The 18,461-nt window shown below is 37.9% G+C and carries 18 protein-coding genes; 2 read left to right on the top strand and 16 right to left on the bottom strand.

The genetic code is table 11. From position 1 onward, the window contains the following. Nucleotides 1–10: 10 nt before the first annotated feature. The 6 genes from ACKC4Y_RS02285 to tpiA form a co-directional block, all read right to left on the bottom strand. A complete protein-coding gene (locus ACKC4Y_RS02285) occupies nt 11–418 on the bottom strand; it encodes a TM2 domain-containing protein (RefSeq protein WP_409361795.1) in 408 nt (135 codons plus the stop codon). A 101-nt stretch (nt 419–519) separates the two neighbouring features. Then, nucleotides 520–1,788 carry a phosphopyruvate hydratase gene (gene eno / locus ACKC4Y_RS02280; RefSeq protein ID WP_409361794.1) on the bottom strand — a complete coding sequence of 423 codons (1,269 nt, stop codon included), beginning with the start codon at nt 1,786–1,788 and terminating at the stop codon, nt 520–522. Between the two features lie 77 nt (nt 1,789–1,865). Next, on the bottom strand, nt 1,866–2,702 hold the full coding sequence (gene kdsA, locus ACKC4Y_RS02275; RefSeq protein WP_409361793.1) for a 3-deoxy-8-phosphooctulonate synthase: 837 nt from the start codon (nt 2,700–2,702) through the stop codon (nt 1,866–1,868). A gap of 35 nt (nt 2,703–2,737) precedes the next feature. Beyond that, the gene (locus tag ACKC4Y_RS02270) at nt 2,738–4,366 is read right to left on the bottom strand and encodes a CTP synthase (protein WP_409361792.1); all 1,629 of its coding nucleotides are present in this window, start codon (nt 4,364–4,366) and stop codon (nt 2,738–2,740) included. Nucleotides 4,367–4,494: 128 nt separating this feature from the next. Continuing rightward, a complete protein-coding gene (gene secG, locus ACKC4Y_RS02265) occupies nt 4,495–4,950 on the bottom strand; it encodes a preprotein translocase subunit SecG (protein WP_409361791.1) in 456 nt (151 codons plus the stop codon). A gap of 82 nt (nt 4,951–5,032) precedes the next feature. Further along, nucleotides 5,033–5,797 (bottom strand): triose-phosphate isomerase, encoded by a 765-nt coding sequence (gene tpiA, locus ACKC4Y_RS02260; protein WP_409361790.1) that lies wholly within the window; start codon nt 5,795–5,797, stop codon nt 5,033–5,035. Between the two features lie 154 nt (nt 5,798–5,951). Here tpiA and ACKC4Y_RS02255 point away from each other — a divergent pair, with 154 nt between their 5' ends. Then, a complete protein-coding gene (locus ACKC4Y_RS02255) occupies nt 5,952–7,841 on the top strand; it encodes a peptidyl-prolyl cis-trans isomerase (protein ID WP_409361789.1) in 1,890 nt (629 codons plus the stop codon). Between the two features lie 672 nt (nt 7,842–8,513). Here the strand turns inward: ACKC4Y_RS02255 and ACKC4Y_RS02250 are convergent. From ACKC4Y_RS02250 to ACKC4Y_RS02205, 10 genes are all read right to left on the bottom strand, one after another. Then, complete coding sequence (locus ACKC4Y_RS02250; RefSeq protein WP_409361788.1) at nt 8,514–9,374, bottom strand: phytoene/squalene synthase family protein; 861 nt, start codon at nt 9,372–9,374, stop codon at nt 8,514–8,516. After that, a complete protein-coding gene (locus ACKC4Y_RS02245) occupies nt 9,371–9,757 on the bottom strand; it encodes an Mth938-like domain-containing protein (RefSeq protein WP_409361787.1) in 387 nt (128 codons plus the stop codon). Before ACKC4Y_RS02245 ends, ACKC4Y_RS02250 begins: the two co-directional genes overlap by 4 nt. Before the next feature lie 497 nt (nt 9,758–10,254). Next, nucleotides 10,255–10,701 carry a preprotein translocase subunit YajC gene (yajC, locus tag ACKC4Y_RS02240; protein WP_409361786.1) on the bottom strand — a complete coding sequence of 149 codons (447 nt, stop codon included), beginning with the start codon at nt 10,699–10,701 and terminating at the stop codon, nt 10,255–10,257. Nucleotides 10,702–11,086: 385 nt separating this feature from the next. Then, nucleotides 11,087–12,274 carry a peptidoglycan DD-metalloendopeptidase family protein gene (locus tag ACKC4Y_RS02235; protein WP_409361785.1) on the bottom strand — a complete coding sequence of 396 codons (1,188 nt, stop codon included), beginning with the start codon at nt 12,272–12,274 and terminating at the stop codon, nt 11,087–11,089. Between the two features lie 167 nt (nt 12,275–12,441). After that, nucleotides 12,442–13,101 (bottom strand): protein-L-isoaspartate(D-aspartate) O-methyltransferase, encoded by a 660-nt coding sequence (locus ACKC4Y_RS02230; RefSeq protein ID WP_409361784.1) that lies wholly within the window; start codon nt 13,099–13,101, stop codon nt 12,442–12,444. Between the two features lie 133 nt (nt 13,102–13,234). Continuing rightward, a complete protein-coding gene (gene serS, locus ACKC4Y_RS02225; RefSeq protein WP_409361783.1) occupies nt 13,235–14,512 on the bottom strand; it encodes a serine--tRNA ligase in 1,278 nt (425 codons plus the stop codon). 60 nt (nt 14,513–14,572) lie between these two features. Beyond that, entirely contained in the window at nt 14,573–15,355 is a 783-nt protein-coding gene (gene tatC / locus ACKC4Y_RS02220; protein WP_409361782.1) for a twin-arginine translocase subunit TatC, read from the bottom strand. After that, nucleotides 15,352–15,792 (bottom strand): Sec-independent protein translocase protein TatB, encoded by a 441-nt coding sequence (gene tatB / locus ACKC4Y_RS02215; protein WP_409361781.1) that lies wholly within the window; start codon nt 15,790–15,792, stop codon nt 15,352–15,354. The genes tatC and tatB overlap by 4 nt, the downstream gene beginning before the upstream one ends. A 60-nt stretch (nt 15,793–15,852) precedes the next feature. Next, complete coding sequence (gene tatA, locus ACKC4Y_RS02210) at nt 15,853–16,164, bottom strand: twin-arginine translocase TatA/TatE family subunit (protein ID WP_409362127.1); 312 nt, start codon at nt 16,162–16,164, stop codon at nt 15,853–15,855. A 421-nt stretch (nt 16,165–16,585) separates the two neighbouring features. Continuing rightward, nucleotides 16,586–16,762 carry a hypothetical protein gene (locus ACKC4Y_RS02205; protein ID WP_409361780.1) on the bottom strand — a complete coding sequence of 59 codons (177 nt, stop codon included), beginning with the start codon at nt 16,760–16,762 and terminating at the stop codon, nt 16,586–16,588. A 479-nt stretch (nt 16,763–17,241) separates the two neighbouring features. On the opposite strand from ACKC4Y_RS02205, the gene ACKC4Y_RS02200 reads away from it, so the two are divergent. Continuing rightward, the gene (locus ACKC4Y_RS02200) at nt 17,242–18,105 is read left to right on the top strand and encodes a 23S rRNA (adenine(2030)-N(6))-methyltransferase RlmJ (protein ID WP_409361779.1); all 864 of its coding nucleotides are present in this window, start codon (nt 17,242–17,244) and stop codon (nt 18,103–18,105) included. Nucleotides 18,106–18,461: the final 356 nt, after the last annotated feature.

Genomic DNA, 18,461 nt, shown 5'->3' with positions numbered 1-18,461 from the left:
TGCAAAACTTCTACCAACGTGTAATTTTGTTGCCATTTTTGTCAGTAAATTTCCCCGCCGCAATAACTATAAAATCAACAATTACCCAAATCCCCGTAATTATCAACCCAACAATGGATAAAGATAGAATAAGCATTAAAGCACCAGTCCAAACTCTACCAACCATAAAACGGTGAACACCAAATATACCAGTGAACCAACAAATGAGTGTGAGCATCGGTCTTGTAGGTTCCGAATCTTGTGGCAACAATGGAAAGACAGAATTGATAACATCACCTTCACATACGAAATCAACCGCCTCTCCTATCCTCGGTGGAGTTTTTCCTAACCAATCCAAAGTTGCGAATTGATAACGCTTACCATCATCAGCAGAGACAAGATAAGCTTCTTGATCCTGACTAATAATTATACCTCTCATCTTTAATCACCTATGAAATAGTTATGCTTTTATTATCGATAAAACCATCAAATTTAATCGTTTTATTCAGTTAATGAAAAAAATGTTTTTTTCATTAGCCATTAACGACGCCAATCACCTGCATAACATGCCTGTGCCCCTAGCATCTCTTCAATGCGAATAAGCTGATTATATTTTGCTAATCTATCCGAACGTGCAAGCGAACCCGTTTTAATCTGCCCACAATTCGTTGCAACAGCGAGATCAGCAATAAAAGAATCCTCCGTTTCGCCTGAACGGTGAGATATAACAGCACGATAACCTGCTTTATGGGCTGTTTCTACAGCATCAAGCGTCTCACTTAAAGTGCCAATCTGATTAACTTTAATAAGAATAGCATTAGCCGCCCCCATCTTGATACCATCGTGCAAACGCGCTGAATTTGTTACAAATAAATCATCGCCAACAAGTTGACATTTTTTACCTATCGAATCAGTCAGTAATTTCCAACCTTCCCAATCATCCTCGGCCATCCCATCCTCAATCGTAATAATAGGGTAAGTTTCAACAAGTTGTGCCAAATAATCTACCTGTTTTTGAGCATCACGACATTCATCCTCACCTTTATAAAAATAAGAACCATTTTTATAAAATTCGGTTGCAGCGCAATCTAAACCAAGTGCAATTTGTTCACCTGGTTTATACCCACACGCTATTATAGATTCCATAATAAAATCAAGTGTCTGCTCGGCATTTTTAAATTGGGGTGCGAAACCACCTTCATCACCAACATTAGTATTATAACCTGCATCTTTTAAGCGTTTTTTTAAGGTATGAAAAATTTCAGCCCCATAGCGGATTGCTTCTTTCAGAGTAGGAGCCCCAACTGGAAGAATCATAAATTCTTGAAAATCAATCGGATTATCAGCATGTACGCCCCCATTAATAATATTCATCATTGGCGTTGGAAGAACATGCGCTTGTATACCCCCAATATAACGATAAAGAGGCAAACATAATGATTCCGCAGCTGCTTTTGCAACAGCCAATGAAACGCCAAGAAGTGCATTGGCACCAAGACGTGCTTTGTTTGGCGTTCCATCTAAAGCGATCATTGCTTGATCAATAGCAATTTGATCTCTTGCATCTCGCCCACCAAGTTCCTCAAGAATTTCGCCATTTACTGCTGCAACAGCTTTTTCAACACCTTTCCCTTGATAGCGCACGCCACCATCACGAAGCTCGATAGCTTCATGTGCTCCTGTAGATGCCCCTGAAGGAACAAGAGCACGACCAAAAGCCCCATTTTCCAAATGAACGTCAACCTCTACTGTTGGATTTCCTCGGCTATCAAGCACTTCACGACCAATGATATCAACAATTACAGTCATATGAGTTCCCTTCTCCAACAAAAGTCTCGCTTCATTCTAAACGCCATAATGATGGAATATCCTCTGTCACTGTATATTTAAGTCACTTTTTTGGACAGATAATCAAATTCCATTAAAGTCTCAAGAAGTCTTTGTAAATTATCAATTTTAATCATATTAGGCCCGTCAGAAGGTGCATTATCTGGATCTTGATGTGTTTCTAAGAAAACACCTGCAACCCCAACAGAAACAGCCGCCCGCGCTAAAAATTCAACAAATTGACGTTGTCCACCAGACGAATCACCCTTGCCTCCCGGCTCTTGAACAGAATGTGTTGCATCAAAAATAACAGGTGCCCCAAATGAACGCAAAATGGGTAATGAACGCATATCAGAAATAAGTCGATTATAACCAAATGAAGTGCCTCGCTCACAAAGCATAACATTCGGATTACCGCTTTGAACAACCTTTTTTAAAACATTTTCCATGTCCCACGGAGCCAAAAATTGACCTTTTTTAATATTAATAACACACCCTGTTTTGGCTGCTGCCACCAAAAGATCTGTTTGACGACATAAAAAAGCGGGTATTTGCAGAACGTCTACCGTAGAAGCAACAGCTGTACATTGCTCTTCTGTATGCACATCAGTCAATACCGGACAACCAAATTCCTTCTTCAGATCGGAGAAGATAGCCATCGCTTTTTCAAGGCCAATACCACGTGCCGCACTCAAGGATGTTCTGTTGGCTTTATCGTAACTGGATTTATAAACAAACCCAATACCAATTTGATCTGTAATTGTTTTAATCCGACCAGCCATTTCAAAAGCATGTTCTCGACTTTCCATCTGACACGGACCTGCAATTAATGAAAGAGGTGCTTCATTTGAAAAAACAATATTTCCAACTTTCACAATGGCATTTGGCTGAGACATCTTATTCCTCAAAAGTAAGTAACCAAATTTATGAACTAAACTAATCGACTCTGCTCTATAGTGGCTTCAATAAAAGAAGAAAAAAGTGGATGCGGATCAAATGGACGTGATTTCAGTTCTGGATGATATTGAACACCAATGAACCATGGATGATCTGCATATTCTATCGTTTCTGGCAAAATCCCATCCGGAGACATACCAGAAAAAATCAAGCCACACTGTTCGAGCTTCTCTTTATAATCAATATTTACTTCATAACGATGACGATGCCGCTCGTGAATCTTCGTCATTCCATAAATTTTTGCAATATGACTATCTTCCTTTAATTTAGCTGCGAAAGCACCAAGACGCATTGTGCCACCGAGATTTCCACTTTTTGTACGCTTCTCAAGAACATTTTCTTTAAGCCATTCTGTCATTAAACCTACAATTGGATTTGTTGTCTCACAAAATTCACTTGATGAAGCATCCTCAATATGTGCAAGATTGCGCGCAGCCTCTATACAAGCCAATTGCATCCCAAGGCAAATACCTAAAAACGGAACCTTACGCTCCCGTGCAAATTGAATTGCTCGAATTTTACCTTCTGTACCACGCGCCCCAAACGCACCAGGAACCAAAACTCCATGGACCTTTTGTAAAGTGGATGCAGGATTTTCTTTTTCAAAAAGTTCCGCTTCAATCCACTCAATATTAACCTTTACTTTATTGGCTAAGCCACCATGTGCAATCGCCTCGGTGAGAGATTTATACGCATCCTTTAATCCAGTATATTTTCCAACGACAGCAATTGTAACTTCCCCTTCAGGATTGTGAATCCGATATGTAATATCTTCCCATCGATCCATTTTTGGCTTAGGTGTCGGATTCATTCCAAAAGCGGCAAGAACTTCTGAATCTAACCCCTCTTTGTGGTATGCTATAGGAACATCATAAATCGTTGGCATATCCAATGCCTGAATAACTGCACTTGAGCGAACATTACAAAAAAGTGATAATTTGTACCGCTCTGTTTCTGGAATAGGCCGATCTGCACGCACCAACAAAATATCGGGTGCAATACCAATTGATTGTAATTCTTTGACGGAATGTTGCGTTGGTTTGGTTTTTAATTCACCAGCCGAAGGAATATAAGGCATTAATGTAAGATGTACATAAATAACATTTTGCCTTGGTAATTCATTGTGAATCTGGCGAATCGCTTCCAGAAAAGGCATTGCTTCAATATCACCAACCGTTCCACCTATTTCACATAAAACAAAGTCAAATTCTTCATTTCCTGTAGTAATGAATGTCTTAATTTCATCGGTAACATGAGGAATAACTTGGACTGTTGCCCCCAAATAATCACCGCGTCGTTCTCGTTCAATGATATTTTGATAAATACGCCCTGTCGTAATATTATCTTGGCTATTCGCAGAACGTCCTGTAAAACGCTCATAATGACCAAGATCAAGATCCGTTTCTGCACCATCGTCGGTCACAAATACCTCACCATGTTGATAAGGTGACATTGTGCCTGGATCAACATTCAAATAAGGATCAAGTTTGCGAAGCCGTACACGATACCCACGAGCTTGCAATAACGCAGCTAACGCTGCTGCTGCAATGCCTTTTCCAAGGGAAGAAACCACACCACCAGTAATAAAAATATAACGTGTCATGGGCTTATGGTGATAAGCGGTTTATAATGATTTTTCCAGAAAAAAATGCAAAAAGAAACAATTTTCCTTCTGTAAAATAAAAAAGGTGAAAAAATCACCTTTTTTGAAACTATAATTCTCTGAAAAAATTACTTTGTACTATCACTCGGGACTGAACTTTCAGGGAGAGGTGGAACTGGGCTCTCAGTTGCTGGAGCAGCAGATTTGTTCTGTTCTTGAGCTGGAACCGAAGCACCACCCAAGTGCTCAAGAATAGAAGGGGAAGATCCATCCTCTGATGAGGGCGCGGTTTCTGAAGTGCTTTTATTTATAGAATTTTGTTCTGAATTAACCGGAATACGCTTGAGAATATCAGAACTGGAGTTCGATATACTCCCCACCACGGTAAGCCCAATACATATTGCAAAAAAGCAGCATGCCAGAATAGCCGTTAAACGAGACAACGCATTTTTTGACCCACGTGTTCTCATCAATCCCGAGCCACTACTAACACCGAGCCCGCCACCTTCAGAAGGCTGGATTAAGATAATACCAACCAAAGTAATAACAACCAAAAAATGGATAACAATAAGTACTGTTTGCATAAATCCTGCTCTTCAAATAACTATTTATGGCTATTTACACATAAATTGCACACAATCCAAGGGGGAAACAAAGGTTCCTTTGTTATAATTTGCGATAAACATCGCAAATAGTTAAAAAATCAATCGCTTTTAAGCTTGCTCCACCTATCAGAGCACCATTAACATGAGCGATTCTCAAAAGTTCAAATGCATTGGATGGTTTTACTGAGCCACCATAAAGCAAACGTATCTTGCTGCCATCATCACCAAAACGAGAGCGCATTTTGTTGTGAATAAAGTCATGTACTTCTGCAACATCTGCTGTAGTAGCCGTATTGCCTGTACCTATAGCCCACACAGGTTCATAAGCGATAATGATATTCTCTGCTGTTGCACCATCTGGCAAAGATCCCTCAAGCTGCCGCATGAGCACATCCAACACTTTATTACTTTCGCGCTCTTCTAATGTTTCCCCAATACAAACAAGAGCAATAAGACCAGCTCGCCACGCTGCTTTCACTTTGGCACAAACAATTGCATCACTTTCCTTATAAACTGTGCGACGTTCTGAATGCCCAATAATAACATGGCTTGCTCCTGCTTCTTTAAGCATAAAAGCTGAAATATCTCCAGTATAAGGACCATAATCATCAAAATGACAATTTTGCCCTCCTAAAAGAAGATTTTCTCCACCTAACGCATCGGAAGCACGCGATAAAAGTGTTGCCGGAACACAAATAAGCGCTTCGAACAAACGGCCTAAATCAGAGTTAATGCCAGCAGCAATAGCACGCAATTCTCCAAGCGATTCACCTGTTCCATTCATCTTCCAATTTCCAGCAATCAAAGGCCTAATATTTGGAGCCATATTTTCACCTCAAGAGCCCTCACAACACATCTTTATTATTTTAGGTATCAAATTACACAGCGAAAGCAAGTCTTTAAGCTTGCATCTTATGCATCTTTATTGCAAATTCCATTACTGATTTGGTGATAATTGCGCTAATGGATGGAATTGAACGATGCTTGACATCATAAGAAACACCACAAACTCTTGGATTGCTAGGATTTTTTTAGCTATATTACTCTTATGCTTCGTCCTTTTATGGGGAATACCACAATTGCATACGAAGAGTGAAAAAGACCTTATCTCCGCTGGAAAATCTTCAATAAATACTGATGTTTATCGCCTCGCACTTGCCGATCAAAGCTTACGTTTAGCGCTCACATCTCATCTTGGACGAATGTTTACACCAGATGAAATAGAAAAATACAGAATTCCTGCTTTTGTTTTCAATCAATTGCAACAGGATGTGCTTTTTGATGAACAAGTGCGCCAAATGGAAATCAATCTTTCAAAAGACACTATAGCCCGTGCCATTGGTTCTGATCATATATTTCAGCAAAACGGTACTTTCAGTCAAGATTTGTTTCGCAACTATCTTCAACAATTACGTATTAGTGAAAATACCTTTCTTGATTATTACACAAAAAAAGAAAAACGTAATCAGCTCATTTCAGCTTCACTGTCTGGGATGAAAGCACCAGATCTTTTTTATAAAGCACTTGCTCTTTATCAAGGAGAAACGCGTACTGCCGATTATCTCATTATCAATTTAAAAGACAAGGAAACAATCACTGACCCCGATCAAGAAACATTACAAAAATGGTTTGAGACTCATAGAAATGAATTTCGTGCTCCGGAATACCGCACTATTTCTTTATTATCTATGAAGCCCTCTGATTTTGTAAAACCTGAAAATATCTCGGTAGATGAGGCTAAAGCCTATTATACTCAGAATGCCTCGCGTTTTATTGCTCCTGAAAAACGCACGATTGAGGAATTACGATTCCCTACACGCGAAGCTGCCGATAATGCAGCAAAAAAAATAACCGATGGATTGAGTTTTGATGAACTTGTTAAAGCTGAGAAAAAGACTCTCAAAGAGATAACAAAAGGTCCCCTTGTAGAAAGTGAACTTCCTAGTCATCTAGCATCTGAAATTTTTGAACTCAAACAAGGACAAATCAGTGCTGTGATCAATGATTTACAAGGGCCTGTTATCATTCGCGTAACACATATTGTACCTTCAGCCTCTATTCCCTTTGAAAAGGTAGAAGAAGATATTCGCCAAACGCTTGCAAAAAATCGCGCTGCAGATGAGATGCGCAATAGTTATACAGCAATTGAAAATGCGCGTTTTGAGGGAGCTTCTCTCAAAGAGCTTTCTGAGCAATACAAATTACCTCTGCGTACAATCACCCTTGATAAAACAGGAAAAACAATTGAAGGTATAACACTCACCAATTTACCTCAGAAAGACATTTTATTGAACGCACTCTATCAATCAAATGAAGGTGCTGACCTTGATCCACTCTCTCTTCAAGAAGGGGGCTATCTTTGGTATAAAGTAGATGCCATTATCCCTGCCCGTGATAAAACACTCGAAGAAGCCAAGCAAGATGTCATTTCTCAATGGAAAAGTGAAGAAACCAAACGCCTTCTTGATGAAAAAGCCGAAGGTGCTCTCAAACAGCTTACTGAAGGGAAAAGTCTTGTTTTTCTCGCTCGCGCACTTGGTATCACAAAACAAACGACACAAACCTTACGGCGCCAAGATTCATCTGAAATTCTTGGAGCTGAAGGTGTTCAAACATTGTTCTCTGGTCCACAAGGTCATTATGGAATCATAAAAGGTCCGATTGCAACAAACCGTATCGTTTATCAAATAAAGACCGTAACCATGCCTAAAGACATCACCGCTCACACACTTTCACCCGATATTCGTAACAATATAGATATGATGATAAGAGAAGATTTAAAGCTAGAAATGCTACAAGTTGCCAATAAAGAACATCCTTTGAAAATTAATAGCGCTAACTATAATCAAATCTTCCATGTTTCTCAGTAAAAGTGTTGCAAACGGTTTTTAAAAGTATTTATTTTTAATCATGGTTAGCACTTCACCTATACCTGAAAAAGCAAAAAAAGAGGATTGCGCTTTATTAATATCGAAGAAAAGAGCATCTGCATAATAATCTGATTTTTTGCAAATTCACGATTTTGCGAAAAAGAGTGTATAGAATTTGGAAAGTAGCGAATGCATCAAGAAATATTATCCGCCGGAGCTCTTCTGGAAGTGTTGTCGTGACAAACAGCAATCAATTATGGTTTTATAACCTACCCGACAGTTGAATTTTTCTGGAATCTGCAAAGACAATTTCTCTCGTCACAACAGAAATCGCGCATTATTGGAAAATGAGATACGAATGATATATGCAAAGTTCTGAGTATCAAAAATATCATAAAAAAACTAGCTAATGAATTGTATAAGCTTGATTTCATTTTTTGTTCTCTGCATCCACTGGAGAGAAAACCTGAATAAATGTAAAACAAATAAACAAATCGACAGTCTTTTCAAAGTTATAAGTCCAAATTTTAACTCTTTTGAGATTATCGTTCAGCTTGTCTGTGGTATTTCTAAAATGATAAAAAAGAACTGAAACACAATATCACTACTCAATTTCAATAAAAATCCATCTGCATCTTTATTGCTTCTCTTTCTGTTAATGCTCTTTTTGTTCTACAATATCTTTGGAAGGTGGCCACTTATCGCTGCTTTTGTTATAAACCAATAGCGATAGAGCAATGGTAAAGTTGCGTTTTCTTGAAAAACTGCTGCTCCTAATTGTAATGCATTTTGAAGAGATGCTGGTACAATTGCCAAAGGAAGAAATGCTGGTTTAAGCGTTCTAGGCAAAACACTAAAATGCTGATGAAAACTGCTATAATACTCTCTTGATAAGGCTACCATAGCTTCAATGATATAACACTTTTGTTCATTACTAACAGAATTTGACTCCAACTCTTCCCTATTCACCCCCAGAGCCTTAAGCATATCAGCAGGTAAATAATATTGATATCGTGATGGCATGAATGATAAAAGACGCAATATACCGCTTAAGCCTTGAGAAATCCCCCCACATTCATAGACATGTGTAAAATCTTGTTCCACATCAGAATCTAATATCTGACAAGAAAGTTGTAAAATTATACTTGCTGTCTCGCCAAAATAGAGTTCGAGATCGTGAAGAGTTTCTACTGGTTTGTGGTAAAGATCTAAAATCTGCGCATCGCAATAACGTAAAAAAGCTGCCTTAGGTAAATTAAAAAGAGTCATTGCTGTAAATAAATCACTCAAAATCGGATTGCTTTCACTCTTTTGCATTTCATTCTTAGCGATAGAATCATACCACCAGCGTAATCGTATCTCACCAATAAGCGGATCGTGCACACTTTCACGAATACGCGTAATTTCTGCATTAAAAGCATAAAGAGCGGCTAATGCTCTACGCTTCTTTTTAGGCGCAAATAAAACTGATATATAACGATCGCGATCTGTAGCACGTAAAATATCAAAACTATAAGGAAGAAAAGTAGTCATTCGACAGCAAACAATAATGCAGCAACAGCACGATCTTCAGCTAACAAAACATTAAATGTACGCACTGCTGCTCCTGTACTCATTGTATCTGATGAAATACGCTTTTCCCATAAAAGTGCTCGTAATTCTTCAGGCAACGGCAATAATTCAACGCCAGTACCTACTAATAAAACTTCAATCTTATCTGACTCTTCTAATATACGAGATATGTCCTTTTGAGTGGGTACCGGCCCCACCATATCAATACCATAAACACCTGATGGTACACAAATAATAGACCCTCTATGTGACATATCAGCAAAACGAAAACCGCCATTGCCATAAGCATCAATAGGTGCTCGCCCTGGAAAATGCGCCTCACGAATTTGAATTGCATGAAACATCAGTTAAGTGTCCTTTATTTTGAAAAATTAATTGCGTTCTTTCTCTCAACCTCTGAAAGCCAGAAAAAACCAATAATAACCCACATAAGCAATATTGATACAAAATCTTTCATACCAAAATACCATCCAAACAATGCAACAAGCAAAAGATGAAAACAGTTACAGAAAATATGAAAAAAATTCCAATAAAACACAGACAAATATTACATCCATTTAAGTATATATATTCATTGAAAAAGAAATTTTTATTTCAGCCTCTTAGCTCAAAAAAAGCAAATCCATTATATGGAATAGTGGCCTTAACTCAAAGAGCAGTGACAACTATCACTGTACACCATAAATGAAATAACTACTTTTTACATCCCCTAGAAAAACAGAATACTATGCCCATTTATCGGCTATAAAGCTCCTAATACAATGAAATGGCCTTTATAAAAAAGCCATCCATTTTTATAAAAATCAATTATAAAAGGATATCATAAATCTGCTATTATATTTTAGGTTTTTCCTTCCTTTGATACAGCTTTTTTCTCTTTGCTAACATCTTTCTTCGTTACAGTTTTAGCTTTAGATTTTTGTGGTGTTTTTATTTTAGCATTAAGTTTTGATTTTTCTTCTGAAATTGGTTCTCCTTTAACGCGGACATCGGACAATGTTGAACGGATAACGCGAATGCGCATACTGTCACAAATTTCTACCTCTAATTCATCAATTTCATCGTAAACTTTAGTAACCTTGCCGATAATACCACCACCCGTTATAACTGTATCACCACGACGCACAGCATTGAGCATTTCTTGCCGCTTTTTCATTTGCGCACGCTGTGGGCGAATCATAAAAAAATACATAATTCCAAAAATTAGAATAAACGGAACGAAAGTAACAAGTGATGTCCCATTGGAAGCACCGCCTGCAACTTGAGCATAAGCGTTGGTAATAAACATTTCTCTCTCCTATAGATTAAACTTTAGGTATTTCCCACTTTACTAAAATAAGCTTTCTTAGAAGCATTACACTATACATGTGTGATAACTACACAACGTAGTTATAACTTTACCAAAAGGCAATAAATCCTTAAAAAACAGAAGACAACTAGCAAAAACTTTTAAAGAACAGATTTATTTTTCTTTTCTATATCATAGATATGAGCATTCTCACTAATCGAAAGAATAAATGATAAAAAACAATTTTCTTTCTCTCCAATTAGGCCAATTGATAATATCCTCAAATATATGAACTTTTTTTCTTAAATTCCATGAATTTAAACACATTGATTAATTGATTGAAATCGATATGAAATATAGATTTTCAAAATAAAGTTATTATCAATTAGTTTTCTAAATATTCAACGGGATCGACAGGTACAGAGTTCTTACGTATCTCAAAATAAACGCGTGGAGTTTTAACTTCTCCTGAAACACCAGATTTAGCAATTTCATCACCACGCCGTATCCTTTGCCCCTTGTGAACAAAAAGCTTACTATTATATCCATAAATAGTAATAACATCGTTCTCATGTCGAATCATAACAACATTGCCAAGTTCTTTTAATCCATCACTCGCATAGATAACGACGCCATTTTCCGCTGCCTTTACCGATGATCCTTCAGGCACAGCGATGACTATTCCTCGATTAATCGCTGTTCCCTTCTTTTGACCGTACTGGCTTAATACACGTCCACGTACTGGCCAACGCATCTTAGAAATCCCTGTGGCTTGCGGGGTAACAACATTATCCACATTCGTAACCGTATCTGATACATTTGTTTCATGGCTCAATGGCATCATCTGTTTAGAAGAATCACGCATACTTGACTTGTTTATTTTTACAGACGGGACAGTTTCTACAGGAGATTTGTATATAGGCGCCGACTCCTTGTGTTTTATGGAAGATGTGACTTGAGGCTGGTATAAAGATTCTGTTGTTGATGAACCCCTGTTATCATTTCGGGTATTGGATGTCGCTACCGTATGCTTGCTTGGGATTATGAGTACCTGACCAATATAAATGGAACTATTACTTATGTTATTTGCAAATTTTAATGCCTCAACACTGATCCCTGTTTGCCGTGCAATGCTAAACAGTGTATCCCCACTCTGGACAATGTACGAGTTTCGACGAAAAATAGGAGCTCCATCCATTTGTGAACGTGGGAGCGTTCCAAGATTGCGTGGCGGTGCCCCCATAATTCGGCTATCAGGAGAAGACGTCCCGCCTTGCTGTGGATCACCTTGTCGTGAATAATTATGTGAAGCACCATCATAAGCTTCTGAATCTTCACTTGGTTCCATAGGTGGCAATTCAGTGCTTTGTATTATACCACCGTACGATAGCATTCGCGGATCAGGAGGCATGGTTGTAGACACATTTGGACGAGGAAAAACTGTACGATCATGGTAAATATTAGTAAAGCGCTGCGTACCAGAACTACACCCAGAAAAAACTGCTGTTATCACCAAAAAAGCTACTCCTTGGAAATTACGCTGAAAAACCTTACCCAAAACTTTTAAACACATAGTTTTGCTCACTTACCAATAATCAATTCACTCTATTAAAGCTTTTTAATATTACCTAAGAGTTAAAATAAGGTATTTTACTCATAAATATATTTACAATAAAATCAAAATGAATTTATCATCAAATAAAAGATAAGATAATTTGTGCGCGTATCTTAATATGAAAATCAAAGCACTTCCGCAACGCCTTCAATAAAGGGTTGATAGCGCACTTGAAACATTTCTGAGCACTCAAATCGGCTACCAATTCTTGTATAACGTGTAACCATTTGAACCCCTTCATCTGGTCCTATAGCTTGAATGAGAATCCCATTTTCAGCTAAAAGTTCTAAAAACTCCTTCGGTTCATCAGAACGTGACGGCCAAATAAGAATACGATCAAATGATCCCAAATCTGTAATGGTACGCCTTCCATCAATCCGGCGTACAACAACATTTTCAAGTCCTAAAGTTTGAAATTTTTGCCGTGCCAACTCAACAAGTGTTTTATAACGATCAACCGTTGTCACACGATCACTAAGACATGCCATAAGGGCAGTACAAAAACCAGAACCTGTACCAATTTCTAAGACACGATGTTTTCTTTTCAACGATAAAGCTGAAAGAATCAGAAGCTGCTCTTCCAAACGCTCAATATATTCACCACACTCGATTGGGATAACTTTATTATCATAAGCACTGTCAAGCCAAGGAGAAGAAACAAAATGCTGACGCGGAATTTTCTCAAATGCGGCGAAAAAGCGAACATCATCAATTCCTTTGCTGCGCATTTTCAGCACAAGGCTTGCCAACTCCTCACGAAATCGTAAAACATCTCTTTGCTCCATAGTGTCATTTGATCTCCAACGGAGTGGTTATCTCATTGCAGGCGGAAGCTATTTCTTTTAAAATAGCAAAACCATGCGTTTGAATGCCATCATTTTTCAGCAATAAACGCATACCGGTTCTCCTTTTGCAAAATTAAGCAGTAATACAACGCACGCCCCTCATATAGGGTTGTAAAACATCTGGAACAATAATCGATCCATCAGACTGCTGGTAATTTTCAAGAATGGCAATAAGACAACGGCCAACTGCTGTACCAGAACCATTTAGACTATGAACGAAGTGTAATGTTTTATCACCTTCTTTACGATATCGAGCATTCATGCGTCGCCCTTGAAAATCTCCACAAACTGAACAACTGGAAATTTCACGATAGCATCCTTGACCTGGAAGCCAAACCTCAATGTCATAAGTTTTACGTGCCGCAAAGCCCATATCACCAGTAGAAAGAACAACTGTGCGAAAAGGCAAACAAAGCCGTTTCAACACATCTTCTGCACACTCTGTCATCCGTTCCAGCTCGATTAAAGACTGATCCTCAGTCGTAATCGATACCATTTCTACTTTCCAAAATTGGTGTTGACGCAACATACCACGTGTATCACGACCTGCAGAACCTGCCTCTGAGCGAAAACAAGGGGTCAAAGAAGAAAATCGCAGTGGTAAATCCGATATCTCAAGAATTTCATTGTTTACCAAATTGGTTAATGGCACTTCTGCTGTAGAAATAAGCCACCGACCATCCGTCGTCCGAAAGAGGTCCTCAGCAAATTTGGGTAACTGAGCTGCTCCGTAAACAATCTCATCACGCACAAGAAGAGGCACCGAAACCTCTGTATAACCATGCTCCTCAACATGTATATCAAGCATAAATTGGCCTAATGCACGTTCAAGCCGTGCCAATGCTCCTGAAAGTACTGTGAAGCGTGTTCCCGACAAACGACTTGCTCGCTCAAAATCCATCTGCTTGAGATTTTGGCCAAGATCAAAATGTTCCTTTGGTGTAAAGTCAAAAGTTGGAGGCATACCAAAATGTCGAAGGACGACATTATCGCTTTCATCTTTACCTTCTGGAACATCATCCAATGGAATATTCGGGAGTGCTGAAAGAGCATTCTCAAAGCTCTCAGTCAACCGTTTTTCTTCTGCTGTAGCAGAAGAAAGGAAGACTTTAATCTCCTCAACCTCAGCTTTAACACGTTCAGCCGCTTCCTGATCACACGCTGCCAAAGCTCGCCCGATTTCTTTTGAAGCAGCATTGCGACGCTCCTGCGCCGATTGCACTTCAGAAACATGCAACCGACGATCAAGATCAAGTTTTATTAGCTTTTCAGCTTGCGGTTCAACTCCTCTTTTTGCTAGCGCTTCATCTAGTTTCTCAGGGTGTTCACGAATCCACTTAATATCAAGCATTAAAAATCCTCATTTGAATCGTTTCTATTCGTTTTCTATCGCACAAGATATAAGCTTTTATTAAGAGTTTTTTTTTCTCTTTTCTATGCAATAAGCAATTAAAATTGAAACCTCGTAAAGAGCTATCGTTGGTAAGGCCACTGCAAACATAGTAAAAAAATCCGATGGAGTTACGATTGCCGCAATTATGAAAGAAATGAGGATAGCCCACTTTCGTTTAGATACCAAATCATGCGATGTTAAAAGCCCAACTTTCGTCAAAAGACTGATGACAAGGGGTAATTGAAAAATCAAGCCAAAAATCAGAATGAACGATGTCATAAAACTCAAATAATCGGAAATACGGACTATAAACTCTATTCTTAAATGAACATCCGGAAGAAATTGCTGAGAAAGGCTAAACCAAAGCATTATCGGCGCCAAAAGAGCATAAACAAACGCTCCTCCAATACAAAATAAAATGGGTCCACTAATGAGAAATGGCAAAAAAGCTATACGCTCTTTTTTATAAAGTCCTGGTGCGACAAAGCTATAAAACTGAAAAGCCGTATAAGGAAACGATAAAATGGCTGCTCCAAAAGCAGCAAGTTTCATCTTTGTTAAAAAAGTCTCCCACACTTGTGTTGATTGCAAACGAATACTCTCAGGATTACCACCTGATATTTTCATTGCCCACTGATAAGGCCATATCAAAAAATTCAAGATGTAATCTTTAACAAAAAAACACAGAATAAAAGCTATAAGAAATGCGATCAAAGCAGCAATAATCTTCTGACGAAGTTCAATCAAATGTTCTAAAAATGGAGCCATATTAGCGTCAATTTCATCTTTTTCAGAATTCATGACACTCCTTCCCTCTCTTTAGCATTGACAGAAATGCTCCCAGACCTATGAGGACTAACAGATGCTGTCGAGTCTTCATTGGTTTCATTCTGACCACCTCCCAAAACTTCTTTCTCTTTTTCTGATTTATGGTGCGTTGTGTTTACATCAAGACTATCGTGAATATCCCCTACTGCACTGTGAATTGGATTTAAAATCTCTGTCAACTCCTTGCGTGGATTAAGATCACTAATATCTGATAATGCCTTTTGCACATCATCAAGCTCAGCTTGTCTCATGGCATCATCAAAATGGTGATGAAATTCATTCGCTGTTGAACGCACATAAGCTATTGCCTTTGCCATTGTCCTTAACATTTTTGGTAAATCTTTTGGTCCAACTACGACAATGAGAACAAGCAAGATCACCAGAAACTCTGGTCCATCAATCCCAAACATCGCTTATACTCGACTTTCCTCATTTAAAAGAATAATGCTCAATTATGATTGCATTTTTTGTTACTTTACATGCCGTTTTTTAGCAACAGGTGTCTTGCCCGCCTTAGTGACAGAAGAACCTTTTCTATCAACTTTTGCAGGCTTTTCCGATGAGGATAGAGATTGTTTAAACGCAACATCAATTGTTTTGGAAGTATCAGCCATTTCAAACTGATCCTTGATACTCTCCTCTTCTTCCTTCATATTTTTTTTGAAAGCTTTAATGCCCTTAGCAACATCACCCATTAATTCAGAAACTTTACCACGCCCGAAAAGCACAAGGATAATCAGTAAAATTACAATTAAATGCGTTGGTGAAAAAATATTACCCATCATTCCCTCTGACTTCTTTTAACTTTTATTTCAGTTGTTCATATTCACTACTGTAGAAAATATTCTCAATATAACTATATCTTACTTGTATATTTTCTTATTCGGTTAAAGGCAATTACAGGTTTTCGTTGCAAACTCACTTTTTATCCTCTTTTCACTTTTGCTCAGCGATTTATAACAAACTCAGAATAAGTTAAAAATAAAAAATCTCTCCAAACAAAAGTCAAAAAGTTTAAGAGCTCTTCTCTTAAAGCAGCTTCCTTCAATTTATCAGATTATGAGACTCTCATACAAGTACCACGTGCACATTCCAATGCTTTATCCTATAAAAACGACTCGTCTGCGCAATCGCAAACATCTCTTCCAAATGACTATTACAGTGAAAAACAATATCACAACCTGCTGCAAAAAATTTTACGCGTCAAATTTGCAAAACTTTCCAAAGCGTACTTCTTGAAAGCGCTTTCATTGCTACATCATCTGACACAAAAAACCTCTCTTCTTGACGAATAACATTCTCCATAATTTTCTTAGAAAGTGTTGCATAAGGCATATCACCAATGACCTCATAGATAATATGGAAGTGGTTTGATATCATCTGCCTCTCCAATATTACGTGCAAACAAAATAAAAGCTCAAAGCTTATGCTCAGCAATGGACGCTTTTTCGTCATCTTTTAGAAAAAAACTAGAAATAGCGGGAATCATCGCTTTTATTTCTGACATGGTCACAATATCTTGATCTTGATGCTTATTTTATCACTCACCCCTCAGTTGATTGGGACAATGCGTATATCTGATGTCAATTTTGTAAAGCTATCTTTCAATATTATACACCACAAACGAAGCCATTGTGCGTATGAAAATGAAACTTGCATTCCGCACAAATCACCATATCACTTAAATGTTGTTCGTCAGAAATCTTTTCCCACATCATTCCAGCGTTTCTAACGAATCTTGCTCCTAGATTTATTCCAGCTTTCTTAAAGGCTACAATAAAGTTTTTGTCGATACAAAAGTTGTTGTTTTATGTTAATAAAAATATTTTGTAAGCAATTATATATAGTAGAGTTTACTCATGAATTATCGGCATATTTATCATGCTGGCAATTTTGCTGATGTTTTTAAACACATTATTGTCACCCGTATCGTAGAATATCTCAAACGCAAGGAAAAAGCCTTTCGCGTTATAGATACACATGCTGGGATCGGCATTTACGATCTCTCCTCCCTAGAAGCACGTAAAACGGGAGAGTGGCGTGAAGGTGTCCAACGGCTTCTGTCCACTCCTATCCCAGAAGATTTAAAAACACTCCTTTGTCCATGGTGCAATATCATTGATAAACTCAATAGGGATAAAAAAGAAACCGTATTCTATCCCGGATCCCCTGTTCTTATTCGCCAATTATTGCGTAAACAAGATCGCTTAACCGCAATTGAATTACATCACGAAGATTACGAAGTTTTAGCAAAGAATTTTGCCGGTGATTATCAAACAAAAGTCCTCCATTTAGATGGTTGGCTTTCCTTAAATGCCCATCTACCACCAAAAGAAAAACGTGGGTTCATTCTCGTTGATCCTCCCTTTGAAAAATCTGGTGAATTTTCCCGTCTTGTTGAGGGGATAGTGAAGGCGTATCGCCGTTTCCCTGGAGGACTCTATGCTTTATGGTATCCTGTTAAATATGATGAAGAAATTGAAATTTTTCTTCAGGCGCTTCATCAAACAGGAATTCCAAAAATTCTACAACTCGAAATGCGTATTCGCAAAAACTCCATACCACCCACAATGAACGGAAGTGGTATGATCCTTATAAATCCTCCCTATATTTTAGAAGAAGAAATAAAAAAGCTCAGTCCCTTTCTTATCAACCGTCTTGGGCAAGATGAAAATGCACAAATAACGTATAAATGGCTTCAAAAAGAACACCTATTATGTTAGAGTTTCTTGTTTTATATGCTTACCTCAATCAAGATCCTCTTTCTAAAAATAAAGGGATATTAAACTGCTGAGAAGTATAAGATTATGCTTGTTTTTTTTATTTTTAAGGTTACTACCGACCCAAAATGCATATAATAGCTAGAAACAAAAATTTGATTTTTTTCTTAAGACAGCCTATCTTAGCTAGTCTTTGTCCATAACAAATTTATCATTTCAATCAATTAATGAATAAAGTTAGCAAACTCGTAAAACTGCTCTCAAGGAGAGCTTTTGTGATTTTTTATGAGCCGTAATAACTCCAAAATCACATGATCTCATATCATAATGTATTCTTTATAGAAAAAAACTATAAATAC

This window comes from Bartonella heixiaziensis (assembly GCF_046245125.2).
GTDB classification, from domain to species: Bacteria; Pseudomonadota; Alphaproteobacteria; order Rhizobiales; family Rhizobiaceae; genus Bartonella; species Bartonella heixiaziensis.
The sequence above is the reverse complement of the archived record's forward strand: the minus strand, read 5'-3'. Positions and strand labels throughout refer to the sequence as shown.